Below are 11,295 nucleotides of genomic sequence, written 5' to 3'. Positions count from 1 at the left end.
GGCCTGCAACGCCGCTTCCTGCTGGCCCTGCCCGACGGCCCCGGCCCCCACCCGATCCTGCTCGACCTGCACGGCCTCGGCTCCTCGGCCGCCCAGCAGAGCGCCTACAGCCGCCTCGGCGAGATCGGGCCCCGCCGCGGCTACATCGTCGCCACCCCGCAGGCCGCCAAGGACCGCATGGGCTGGACGCTGCCGCACACCGCCGGCCCCGACGACACCGCCTTCCTCGGCGCGCTGCTCGACCACCTCGAACACGGCCTGTGCACCGACCCCCGCCGCGAGTTCGCCGCCGGGATGTCCTACGGCGCCGGGATGGCCGCCGGGCTCATCTGCGCGTTGCGCGGCCGGCTGGCCGGCGTCGCCGCCGTGGCCGGGCTCAACATCACCGCCCCCTGCGCGCAGGCCGCCCCCACCACGATCATCGCCTTCCACGGCACCGCCGACCGCATCGTCCCCTACCGCGGCGGCCACCCCCTGCGCGACGCCACCGGCGACCTGCGCAGGCTCGCCGACCTGGTGGTGCTGAAGCCCGTGGAACAGGCCGCCGTCGGCTGGGCCGGCGCGCTCGGCTGCACCGGCCCGGCCACCACCGGCCCGGCCCCGAAGGTACGGCTGCGCGACTGGAAATCCTGCCCGGGCGGGACCACACTGCGCCTGTACACGGTCAACGGCGGCGGCCACACCTGGCCGGGCTCCATCGAGGTCGCCCGGCTCGGCCCCACCACCCACGACCTGGACGCCACCGGCCTCATTCTCGACGCCTTCGACCGCACCCCATCCCGCTGACCGTGCACAACCGACGACTCGCTCACGGGGAGCAGCAATGACCGACCAGGTACGCGTCACGATCGAAGCAGTCCCGCGCACCGGCCTGACCGAGCAGCGCTTACGCCAGGCGGTGGCCGCCCACCCCGAAGCGCTGGCCGCGCTCGAGGTCGCCGACCCGGCCAGGCTCACCGTCTCCTTCGCACCCGGGCTCGGCCACGACCCCGGCGATGACGCGCCGTTCCAGGCCACCGTGTTCGACCCCGTCGGCAACCGCGCCGTCGAGCTGCGCGGCGCCCTGGACCGGCCGGAACGCGCCGAGCTGCGGCCCAGCGCCGACCGGCCCCAGCCCAGCCGCGCCGAGCTGCAGGCCGCCGCCGCGATCCTGCGCGCCGACCCCCGCTTCCCGGCAGGAGACGACGTCGTCGTCTACCGGCCCATGCCGCCCCTGGCCGACGCCGAGAACCCCGACGGCACCACCGTGCGCCGCCCCACCCTCGGCGTGTACACCCCGGGCGAGCCCACCGGGCTGCGCCACCGGGTGGTGGCCGTCGACCTGGTGGGGCAGAGCGTCGACTGGACACCGGCCGGCATCAACGTGCGCATGCACCACGACTGCGAGCGCAGCGTCCCGGAAGGCGTCGACTCCCTCACTGACCACGGCGGCCCCGACCAGGTCCGCGTACGCGTGCACCGCGGCAGCGACCTGCTGTGGGACCTGCTGGTGGTACGCCCGCGCGCCTCCTCCCCGCAGAACCCCGGCGTCGGCGGCGGCGTCGAGCTGCGCGACGTCCGCTACCGCGGCCGGCTGCTGCTGCGCCAGGCGCACGTGCCCATACTCAACGTCGAATACGAGGAGGGCACCACCTTCCGTGACGACGTCAGCTTCGAGACCCGCTTCAGCGCCACCGGCAGCGACCCGGTCGGATGGGGGTGGCGGCTGTGCACCAGCGCGCCCCGTACCATCCTGGAACGCCCCGACACCGACGCCGGCAACTTCCAGGGCGTCGCCTTCCACCACGACGGGCAGGAGCTGCGCATCGTCAGCGAGCTGGCCGCCGGCTGGTATCGCTACGCCAGCGACTGGCGGCTGTCGGACAACGGCGACATCAGCCCGCGGTTCGGGTTCGCGGCCACCGCCAACCCGATGACGTGCCTGGTGCACCGCCACCACGCCTACTGGCGGCTCGACTTCGACGTCGAAGGAGCCGGCAACGACGTGATCGAGCAGATCGACGACACCGGATCCATCATCCCCGAACCCGTCCCGATCATCCGCGAGACCTCTCGCCGGCGCCGCCACCCCGCCCGCTACTGGCAGGTGCGCGACAAGTCCTCCGGCCGCGGCTACCAGATCCACCCCGGCCCGTTCGACGGGACCGCCGACGCCTACGGGGTGTCGGACCTGTGGTTCCTGCGCCACCACCCGCGCGAGCTCGACGACGGCAACCCCGGGCCCCGCGACCGGGCCGCGCTCAACCGCTTCCTCAACGGCGAGAGCATCAACGGCGCCAACGTCGTCGTCTGGTACGCCGGCCACTACTACCACGACCAGGCCCACCCGCAGCCGCACCAAGGAGAGCTCATCGGCCCGCGGCTGGTGCTGATCTAACGGCAGGGGCAGGCGGTGGTAGATTTTTCGCCTGCCCCGGCAAGGGGGCACCGGTCAGGGCCCCGGCCGCCGCCGGCCCCCCGGGGTCACACCCCGGCCCGGCGGCATGCCGCGCCCTTCAGGGAGCGGAGTCACGAGCCAGGTGGGACAGGTGGGACACGCGACGGCCCGCGCGCTGCTGCGCAGGCTGGCCGTCGAGCAGGCCGAATGCAGGGTGCCGTCGCTGACGGCGGCGATCGTCCGCGACGGGCGCATGGCGTGGTTCGGCGGCCGCGGCCGCGTCGACGGCGCGCCGCCGACCGCCGCCACCCAATACCGCATCGGGTCGATCACCAAGAGCATGGTGGCCGTCCTCGTCATGCGGCTGCGCGACGAGGGCGCGCTGGCCCTGACCGACCCGCTGAGCGAGCACCTGCCCGGCACGCCGCTCGGGCATCTGACCATCGCCCAGCTGCTGTCGCACACCGCCGGGCTGACCGCCGAGCCGCCCACCGCCTGGTGGGAGCGCACCCCCGGCATCCCCGCCGCCGACCTGCTGGAGCGGCTCGGCCCCGCCGAGCTCAAACACCGGCCCGGCCGGCGCTTCCACTACTCCAACGTCGGCTTCGCCGTCCTCGGCGAGATGGTCGCGCGGCTGCGCGGCACCACCTGGCTCAAGACGCTGCAGGCCGAGGTGCTCGACCCGCTCGGCATGAACGCCACCACCGCCCGCCCGCGCGCACCCCACGCCACCGGCTACGCCGTGCACCCGTGGGCCGACGTGGTGCTGCGCGAGCCCGAGCACGACGCCGACGCCATGGGCCCGGCCGGGCAGCTGTGGTCCACCGCGGCCGACCTGGCCCGGTGGGCGGCGTTCGTCGGCGGCGACACCGGCGGCGTGCTGTGCCCCGGCACGCTGGCCGAGATGCGCGAGCCCGCCGGCGTCGACGACGGCGACACCTGGACCGCCGGGTTCGGGCTGGGCCTGCAACTGGCCAGGACCGGCGGGCGGCGGCTGGCCGGGCACACCGGGTCGATGCCGGGCTTCCTGGCCACCGTGTGGGCCGACGTCAGCGAAGGCGTCGGCGTGCTGTTCCTGGCCAACACCACCAGCGGGATGACCGGCACGCTGACGACCGACCTCCTGAACATCCTGGAGGAGCACGAGCCGCGCCTGCCCGACGAATGGCAGCCCGCCGAGGCCGACCCCCGCCTGCTGGCGCTGACCGGGCTGTGGCACTGGGGGCCCAAGCCGTACGCGGTGCGGCTGCTGCCCGGGCGCGGCCTGTCGCTGGAGCCGGTCGGCGGCGGCGGGCGGGCCTCCAGGTTCGTGCCCCAGGACGACGGGACGTGGCTCGGGCTGGACGGCTACTACGCCGGGGAGACCCTGCGCGTGGCCGAGGACCACCTGGACGTCAACACGTTCGTCTTCACCCGCGACCCCTACGCACCGGACGGGCCGGTGCCGGGCGGGGTGAGCGGCTGGCACGCCTGACCACCGGGCGCGCCGCCGTCCCGGGAGCCCTCAGCACAGGGACCGGCGAGTGGCAGCATGGTCGTGTGCGTGGCGATCCTGGGACCGTCCCTTCCACGACGGCGCCCACGAGAGCAGCTGAGCGTCGGTTCAGGGAGCGCGGTGCCGAGGTAGAGGTGGCCGGTCGGATGGCATCAGGCCGGGGAGCGGCCGGACTAGAGCTGATCTTGTCCGACCTGCCCCCGTGTCCGGGGGCAGGTCACGTACTCCTGAACAGCCGGTCCAGATGCACGTCGATCGCGGCGAGCGCGTCCTGGGGCTCGATCACGTCGAGTTCGATCAGGGAGGTGAAGCCGGTGAGGGCGAGGAGCAGGTTGGCCTCGGTCGCCGGGTCGCGGCCGGAGTCGATGTGCCCGTCGGCGATCGCCTGGCGGACCAACTGCTCGACGAGGGCCCGCCCTTGGACGAGGCCGCGGCGCGCCTGCTCGTGCACGGCCTCGTCGTGCAGCGCCTCCAGGACGTAGGCGGCGCTCATCCTGCTGGTCGCGCGGGCGTCGGCATGCAGGGGGAGCATTTCCGCGAGCGTCAGTCGCAGCACGTCACGGGGGTGCGGACGGGCACCGAGCTTTTCGAGCCCCTGGTGTACGCGCACCGAGGTCTGCTCGGAGGCGAAGTCCATGGCGAAGGAGAGCATGGCGGTCCGGGAGGCGAAGTAGTGCTGCAGCTGCCCGAGTGACATGCCCGCCTCCTGCGCCACCACGCGCATCGTCAGCTGTGTGACGCCCCGCTGCGCCACCACGCGCCACAGTGCGCGGGCGATCGCTTCGCGGCGTCCGCGGTGATCCACCTGTTTCGGCATCGCCGGCCCCCTCCTCGTACCCCGGGACTGTTCCAATACGGTTGACATAATACACCTGACCCATAATCCTGGGGTCCACTCGAGGGAAGGAGTCGTCATGCCCGAACAGCCAAAGGTGCGGACCACGGAAGGCGTGGTGCAGGGGCGCCGGCGGCAGGGGCACGCGGTGTTCCGCGGCATCCCCTACGCCCAGCCCCCGGTCGGAGCGCTCCGCTTCGCCGCGCCCGCGCCGCCGCACCGCTGGGAGGGGACGAGGCAGGCGGTCGAGTTCGGCCCCGTGGTGCCGCTGTCCCTGCCGATCGACGTGCCCCCGCAGGGCACCGACTGGCTGACGCTCAACGTCGGCACTCCGGATCCCGGCGCGGCGGGACTGCCGGTGCTGGTGTGGATCCCCGTGGGCGGCTACCTCTCGGCGGCGTCGAGCGACCCGATGTTCGACCCGGCAGCGCTGGCCGAGGCGGGACTCGTCGTGGTGACCATCAACTGTCCTGGACACCGAGTCGAAGACTCTGCCCTACCCCGAACAGGCATCCCGCCAGATCTGGCAAGGCCACTCCCCCGCCCCCTTCGATCTCTCGTAATTGTCCGGGTCGGCTCCTCCGACTGCAACGCCGCCACTCACCTGCCCGTCGGGGCGACATCAAGAGCCGGGAGAGGCCGACGGGAGAGGGCCCAGGTCACGGATGATCCCGGCCAGGGCCCGGATGGGCTCGCTCTCCGCCTCCCCTCGCCACGGTGGAGCTCGCCCACGACCGGCCCCTCTGAGCGAGTGCCGATTCACGGGGTTAGGAGCCGGTCGCGGCAGCCGGTTCGATCCGGACCGTGACCCGCCTGCCCGCCTCGGCGAGCCGGTCCAGGCCGGTCTTGACGACGCCGAGGCGGATCAGGCCCGGATCGGGGACCGTCTGGCCGAGATCGTCGTAGTAGACGGCGATCACCCCGTTCGAGGGCCAGTAGTAGATCTCGCCCCGGGTGGGATCGTGGACCGGCGTGCCGCCGCCGACCGCCAGCGAGCGCGGCAGCGGCCCCGCCTTGGCCTGCCCCCACGCGTCCGTCAGCTGCACGGTCAACGGCAGCATCGCGGCGAACTGCCGCGACGGCGGCGTGCCGGTCAGGGTCGCGGTGACGGCCTGGCCGCCGAGCCGCAGCACCACCGGCGTCCCCGACGGTGACAGTGGCCCGGCCAGGTGCGGGTAGGCCGGGAGCGAGCAGCCGGCCACGACGGCGACCAGGGCGATGGTCAGCAGGAGGGCGGCAAGGCGGCGGGGCCGGACGGCGACGGTCATGCGGTCAGCACATCCGAGCAGCCCTGGGGCGAGGAAGTCACTCCTGATGGGTGTACTACCAGTACATCCCAACCTGCCCAGGGGCTGGCGTACCGTCGTGGCATGGACAACCGGTCCGAAGTGCGGGAATTCCTCACCTCACGGCGCGCGAAGATCACCCCAGGGCAGGCCGGCCTGCCCGTCGCCGGGCGGCGCCGCGTCCCCGGACTGCGGCGCAGCGAGGTCGCCGCGCTCGCCGGGATGAGCGTGGAGTACTACGCCAAGCTCGAACGCGGCTCCCTGGCCGGAGCCTCGGCCGGCGTGCTCGACGCGCTCGCCCGCGCCCTGCAACTGGACGACGCCGAACGCGCCCACCTGCTCCGCCTCGCGCACGAGGCCGACGGCAGCAACGCCATCGTGCGCCGCCGGCGGCCCAGGCAACCGGTGACACGCCCCGGCCTGCAATGGATGCTCGACACCATCACCACCGCCCCGGCGATCATCGGCAACGACCGGTCGGACCTGCTCGCCGCCAACCACCTGGGCCGGGCCATGTACTGCGACGTCTACGCCGCCCCCACCAGGCCGCCGAACTTCGCCCGCTTCACCTTCCTCGACAGCGCGGCCCGCCGCTTCTACCCCGACTGGGACCTGGCCGCCGACATGTGCGTGGCCAACCTGCGTACCGCCGCCGGCAAGGACCCGCACGACAAGGGCCTGCACGACCTGGTCGGCGAGCTGTCCACCCGCAGCGACGACTTCCGCCACCGGTGGGGAGCCCACAACGTCCGCACCCACGGCACCGGCGTCAAGCACGTCCGCCACCACATCGTCGGCGACCTCACCCTCGCCTACGAGAGCATGGACCTGCGCGCCGAGCCCGGCCTGTCCATGACGATCTACACCGCCGAGCCCGGCTCCCCGTCGCAGGACGCGCTCCGCCTGCTCGCCTCCTGGGCCGCCACGCACGAGGGCGCCGACCACCCGTTCACCGAGCGTGCCTGAGAGCGTGCTCCGCCTGCCGCCTAGGATCTTGGCCATGAACCGGATTCTGGCAGCGGCCTCGGCCGCCCTCGGCGACGAGCTCGACCGGCCGGTCGACCTGGGCGGCAGCACCCGGAGCCAGGTGCTGCGCTGCGAGAAGGCCGGCGGCGGCACGGTCGTCGTCAAGGCGTACCAGGACGCCTCCGGCTTCGCCGCCGAGGCGGCCGGGCTGGCGATCGCCGCCGGTTCGGGCCCTGACTTGCTGGCCGTGGACCGGTCCTTCCCGCTGATCGTCATGTCCGACTTCGGCGCCGCCCCGAGCCTGGCCGACTTACTCCTGAGCGACTCGCCGCAGCCCGCCGCCGAGGGCCTGCTCACGTGGGTGCGCACGTACGCCCGCATCGCCGTCGCCGGCTCCGGCCGGCGCGACGAATGGGAACGCGCCTACGCCGCCCACGCCCGGCCCGGCCCCCGGCGCACGCTCTTCCACGAGCTCGGCAACCTCGGTGAGATCCTGCCCGAGCCGCCACCGGGCCTCGACGCCGACCTCGCGGCGCTGGAAGGCGTCGCCGAGCGCTACCCGGTCTTCTCCCCTGGCGACATCTGCCCCGACAACAACCTCCTGACCTCGGCCGGGATGCGGGTCCTCGACTTCGAGGGCGCCGGTTACCACTCGGCCTTCCTGGAGGCGGCGTACATGCGCATGCCGTTCTCCACGTGCTGGTGCGTGTTCCGGCTCCCGCCGGGGATGTCCGCGCGGCTCGAAGAGGTCTACCGGCGGGAGGTGATGTCCATCCACCCCGACCTGGCGGACGACGTGCTCTGGGAGACAGGCGTACGCCACGCCATGGCCACCTGGATCCTCGTCATGACGTGGATCCTGCTCGCCCGCGCCCGCGAGCAGGACCGCCCGATGCACCCCGCCCGCACCCCGGTCCCGACCGAACGGCAACTGCTGCGCTACCGCTGGACCAGCCTGCTGGATGAGCTCGACCGCTCCGGCGGCGATCTGCCGGCCGTACGCGAGGTGACGCGGACCTGGGTGGAGGAGACCGCTGACTGGGACGTCCCCGATCTGCCGCGCTATCCGGCCTTCGCGACGTCCTAGCCGCCCGGGCGCACGCCGGTGGCGGCGTCGGCGTAGCGGCGGGCCAGGTACGCGAAGGCGTCCCTGAGCTCGGCCGGGCCCACGACCTCGATGTCGGCGTCGAACCTGCCGATGGCGGCGGCCAGACCCGGCCATGACCACGAGCCCAGGACGAGCCGGCACCGGTCCGTGCCGAGCGCCTCGACGACCCCGTCACGGGTGTGGCGGGACACGAGGTCGGCGGGCAGGTCGAGGATCACCTCACCGCGGCAGGGCCAGTCGCCGGAGGCGCCGGAGCCCCGGAACTTCCCGGCCATGAACGTGGACACGTCGCCCCCGGGCAGCTCACGCGGGGTGAAGCGGGGCCCTGTGGGCGTGCGCGGGGTGATCCGGTCGGCGCGGAAGGTACGCCAGTCGTCGCGGTCGAGGTCCCACGCGATGAGATACCAGCGCCCGCCCCAGGTGACGAGATGGTGGGGCTGCACCCGGCGCGGCCGGTCCGGTACGCCGTCGTCGTCCGTCTCCGGCGGGGAGAACACGTGGGCGTAGTCGAAACGCAGCACCTCGCGGGCATGGACGGCGGCGCTGAGCGCCATGATCACGCCGCTGCCGACCTGGGGATCCGGCCGGAGCGCGGGCGGTTCGGCGGCGATGACCTGGAGGGTGTCGACACGGTGGCGCAGCCGGGCGGGCATGACCTGCCGGACGGTGTTCAGCGCGCGCCCCGCGGCCTCCTCGATGCCGGCCCCGGTGGTGGCGGCGATCTGGAGCGCGACGGCCAGGGCCACGGCCTGCTCGTCGTCGAACAGCAACGGCGGCAGCTCCGTGCCCGCGTCGAGCCGGTACCCGCCCTCCGGCCCCTTGAAAGCCGCGATGGGATAGCCGAGCTCGCGCAGGCGATCGACGTCACGGCGCACGGTGCGGGGGCTGACGTCCAGCCGCTCGGCCAGCAGCGCCCCCGGCCAGTCCCGGCGTGCCTGGAGCAGCGAGAGCAGCTGCAGCAGCCGCGCTGAAGTCTTCGGCATACCTCCCATATTGCCGGTAGAAGCGGCCACTCCCTGACCGCTTCTGCTGCGAGGGTGGTCGCGTGCCAGACGACAACGACAACCCGAAGGACCCGAACACCGTGACCGCCACCACGCCTTCCCCCGCTCTCGACGCCGAGCGGAGCGACCTGCTCGCCGCGCTCGCGACCGCACGATCGGCCCTGACCGCCACCGTCCGCGGGCTCGGCGACGAGCAGGCCGGCCAGCGCCCGACGGCCAGCGCCCTGTGCCTGGGCGGGCTGATCAAGCACGTCGCATCGACGGAGGAAGAGTGGATGCGCTTCGTGGCCGAGGGCCCGTCGGCGATGCGCTACGACCTGCCCGACGGTGTCACCTGGGCCGACTTCGCGGCCGGCACCGCGCGGGAGTTCCCGCAGTGGGCGATCGACCACCAGAACGACTTCCTGATGCTGCCCGGTGAGACGCTGGCCGGGATCCTCGCGCGCTACGAGCAGGTCGCCGCCCGTACCGAGGAGATCGCCGCCGCCGCGGACCTGTCGGCGGCGCACCCGCTGCCGGAGGCGCCCTGGCACGAGCCGGGAGCGGTACGCAGCGTGCGCCGGGTGCTGATGCACCTCATCGCCGAGACCGCCCAGCACGCCGGGCACGCCGACATCCTGCGCGAGTCGCTCGACGGGCAGACGTCGACCTGACCGGCGACGGATCCCGGCCGGGGCCGGGCCACGCCCGGTCCCGGAGCTGACACGAACTAGAGTCTCCAAGCCGACACGAACGAGAAGGGAACAGCGTCCCCGTGAAGATGCGCGCGCCCGAGCAGGCCGGTATCCAGGACGGCCCTCACCGCCCGGGCACCATGACGGTCGGGCAGGCCGCAGCCGCCTGGCGACTCCTCGTCCATCACCCCCGCGGCACCGTGCCGAGAACGGGTCGGCGAGCGTGCCGCGGCGGGATGCGATGACCGTCCTGAGCGCCCGGGCGCTCAACCGCGCGACGCTCGCCCGGCAACTCCTGCTCGACCGCGCCGGGATGCCGGCACTCGACGCCGTCGCGCACCTGTGCGGCCTGCAGGCCCAGGAGCCGCAGGAACCGTACGTGGGGCTCTGGTCGCGGTTGCGCGCGTTCGACCCGGCGCTGCTCTCCGGCCTGCTGACCGGGCGTCAGGTGGTGCGGACCCACCTCATGCGCCGCACCGTCCACCTGCTCACCGCCGAGGACGCGCTGGCCTGGCGGGCTCGCCACGACGCGATGCTGCGCCAGCGGGTCCTCGGGGTCTACCGCCGCGAGCTGGCCGGAGTGGACCTGGACGAGCTCGCGGCGGCGGGCCGGGCGGTGATGGCCGACGGCGAGCCCCGTTCGATGGCCGAGCTCGCCCGGGCCCTGGCCGGGCGCTGGCCCGAGCCGGGAACGCGGGCGCTGGGAGAGATGCTGGTCGCCGCGCTCGTCCCGATGGTGCAGCTGCCGCCGCGCGGGCTGTGGCGCATGAAGGCCGGAGTGCGCAACGTCCTGCTCTCGGCCTGGCTGGGCCGCGAGATCGGCCCACCGGCCCAGGACGGTGCCGATCCGGTCGGTCAGGCGCTGGTACGGCGTTACCTGGCCGCGTTCGGCCCCGCCGCCACGGCCGACCTGCGCGCCTGGTGCGGCCTGGCCGGGCTGCCGGCCGCGGTGACCGCGATCCGCGAAGAGCTGGTCACCTTCCGTGACGAGCGCGGCCGGGAGCTGCTGGACCTGCCCGGCGCGCCGCGTCCCGACCCGGACACGCCCGCGCCGGTGCGGTTCCTGCCCGCGTTCGACAACGCGATCCTCGGCTACCACGATCGCGGCCGCATCATCGACGACGCCCACCGCGGCCTGTCGGTCGCCGGTGAACGCGTGGTCCTGGTCGACGGGCGGGTGGCGGCGACCTGGACCGTCGAGGCCGGCACCGTGACCGTCGCCCCGCTGGGCCGCCTCTCCGGAGCCGACCGCACCGCCGTCGCCGAGCAGGGGCGGGAGCTGGCGGCGTTCCTGTCCGACGGCGAGAGCCACCGCGTCCAGATCGCCGCGTCCCCCCACTGAGCCTCAGGATCCGGCGGCACGGCCTGCCGGATTTTAGGTCGCTGGTCCACATACCGCGCGAGTGATCGTCGCCGATCCGCGTGGAGCCCATCGGCAAGATCGTCCAGCGTTGATCGCCAGGTCCAGGAGTGCGCTCTGCACGGCGTTGCAGGCGCCGCCACGGCGAATATTGTCCCGTTTGTACCTGTATGTGTGTTTTTCGGATGCT

At 73.6% G+C, this 11,295-nt stretch carries 11 protein-coding genes; 8 read left to right on the top strand and 3 right to left on the bottom strand.

Going from position 1 to position 11,295, the window contains the following annotated elements; all coding sequences use genetic code 11:
* The 3 genes from ETD85_RS37970 to ETD85_RS37960 all read left to right on the top strand — a co-directional run.
* A partial coding sequence (locus ETD85_RS37970) for a CE1 family esterase (protein WP_276617304.1) occupies window positions 1-786 on the top strand: 786 nt, incomplete at its 5' end.
* 37 nt (window positions 787-823) lie between these two features.
* Window positions 824-2,377, top strand: a complete 1,554-nt coding sequence (locus ETD85_RS37965) for a hypothetical protein (protein ID WP_138694660.1) — start codon at window positions 824-826, stop codon at window positions 2,375-2,377.
* Window positions 2,378-2,528: 151 nt separating this feature from the next.
* On the top strand, window positions 2,529-3,851 hold the full coding sequence (locus tag ETD85_RS37960) for a serine hydrolase domain-containing protein (RefSeq protein WP_240779689.1): 1,323 nt from the start codon (window positions 2,529-2,531) through the stop codon (window positions 3,849-3,851).
* A gap of 238 nt (window positions 3,852-4,089) precedes the next feature.
* Here the strand turns inward: ETD85_RS37960 and ETD85_RS37955 are convergent, their stop codons facing one another.
* On the bottom strand, window positions 4,090-4,689 hold the full coding sequence (locus ETD85_RS37955; protein ID WP_138694658.1) for a TetR/AcrR family transcriptional regulator: 600 nt from the start codon (window positions 4,687-4,689) through the stop codon (window positions 4,090-4,092).
* Window positions 4,690-4,786: 97 nt separating this feature from the next.
* On the opposite strand from ETD85_RS37955, the gene ETD85_RS66120 reads away from it, so the two are divergent.
* Entirely contained in the window at window positions 4,787-5,515 is a 729-nt protein-coding gene (locus tag ETD85_RS66120; RefSeq protein WP_240779688.1) for a carboxylesterase family protein, read from the top strand.
* Here ETD85_RS66120 and ETD85_RS37945 read toward each other — a convergent pair.
* Window positions 5,475-5,975, bottom strand: a complete 501-nt coding sequence (locus ETD85_RS37945; protein ID WP_138694657.1) for a cyclophilin-like fold protein — start codon at window positions 5,973-5,975, stop codon at window positions 5,475-5,477. The two genes, ETD85_RS66120 and ETD85_RS37945, sit on opposite strands and share 41 nt — an antisense overlap.
* A 102-nt stretch (window positions 5,976-6,077) precedes the next feature.
* Here ETD85_RS37945 and ETD85_RS37940 point away from each other — a divergent pair, with 102 nt between their 5' ends.
* On the top strand, window positions 6,078-6,959 hold the full coding sequence (locus ETD85_RS37940; RefSeq protein ID WP_138694656.1) for a helix-turn-helix transcriptional regulator: 882 nt from the start codon (window positions 6,078-6,080) through the stop codon (window positions 6,957-6,959).
* A gap of 34 nt (window positions 6,960-6,993) precedes the next feature.
* Window positions 6,994-8,046: a hypothetical protein gene (locus ETD85_RS37935; protein ID WP_138694655.1), complete on the top strand. Its 1,053-nt coding sequence runs from the start codon at window positions 6,994-6,996 to the stop codon at window positions 8,044-8,046.
* On the opposite strand, the gene ETD85_RS37930 is transcribed toward ETD85_RS37935, so the two are convergent.
* Window positions 8,043-9,050, bottom strand: coding sequence for a helix-turn-helix transcriptional regulator (locus ETD85_RS37930; RefSeq protein WP_138694654.1), 1,008 nt, complete (start codon window positions 9,048-9,050; stop codon window positions 8,043-8,045). The genes ETD85_RS37935 and ETD85_RS37930 overlap by 4 nt on opposite strands.
* A 62-nt stretch (window positions 9,051-9,112) precedes the next feature.
* Between ETD85_RS37930 and ETD85_RS37925 the strand changes: the two genes are divergently transcribed.
* The gene (locus tag ETD85_RS37925) at window positions 9,113-9,724 is read left to right on the top strand and encodes a DinB family protein (protein ID WP_240779687.1); all 612 of its coding nucleotides are present in this window, start codon (window positions 9,113-9,115) and stop codon (window positions 9,722-9,724) included.
* 262 nt (window positions 9,725-9,986) lie between these two features.
* Window positions 9,987-11,087 (top strand): winged helix DNA-binding domain-containing protein, encoded by a 1,101-nt coding sequence (locus tag ETD85_RS37920; protein WP_138694653.1) that lies wholly within the window; start codon window positions 9,987-9,989, stop codon window positions 11,085-11,087.
* Window positions 11,088-11,295 lie beyond the last annotated feature (208 nt).

It is taken from the genome of Nonomuraea zeae (genome assembly GCF_005889725.1).
In the GTDB taxonomy this organism is placed as follows: Bacteria; Actinomycetota; Actinomycetes; order Streptosporangiales; family Streptosporangiaceae; genus Nonomuraea; species Nonomuraea zeae.
Note: the sequence above shows the minus strand (reverse complement) of the source record. Positions and strands in the feature narration are given on the sequence as shown.

Excerpts from the sequence above, each read along its gene's own strand:
- ETD85_RS37965 (WP_138694660.1), top strand. The coding sequence starts at position 824 with ATGACCGACCAGGTACGCGTCACGATCGAAGCAGTCCCGCGCACCGGC.
- ETD85_RS37955 (WP_138694658.1), bottom strand. The coding sequence starts at position 4,689 with ATGCCGAAACAGGTGGATCACCGCGGACGCCGCGAAGCGATCGCCCGC.
- ETD85_RS66120 (WP_240779688.1), top strand. The coding sequence starts at position 4,787 with ATGCCCGAACAGCCAAAGGTGCGGACCACGGAAGGCGTGGTGCAGGGG.
- ETD85_RS37945 (WP_138694657.1), bottom strand. The coding sequence starts at position 5,975 with ATGACCGTCGCCGTCCGGCCCCGCCGCCTTGCCGCCCTCCTGCTGACC.
- ETD85_RS37940 (WP_138694656.1), top strand. The coding sequence starts at position 6,078 with ATGGACAACCGGTCCGAAGTGCGGGAATTCCTCACCTCACGGCGCGCG.
- ETD85_RS37935 (WP_138694655.1), top strand. The coding sequence starts at position 6,994 with ATGAACCGGATTCTGGCAGCGGCCTCGGCCGCCCTCGGCGACGAGCTC.
- ETD85_RS37930 (WP_138694654.1), bottom strand. The coding sequence starts at position 9,050 with ATGCCGAAGACTTCAGCGCGGCTGCTGCAGCTGCTCTCGCTGCTCCAG.
- ETD85_RS37920 (WP_138694653.1), top strand. The coding sequence starts at position 9,987 with ATGACCGTCCTGAGCGCCCGGGCGCTCAACCGCGCGACGCTCGCCCGG.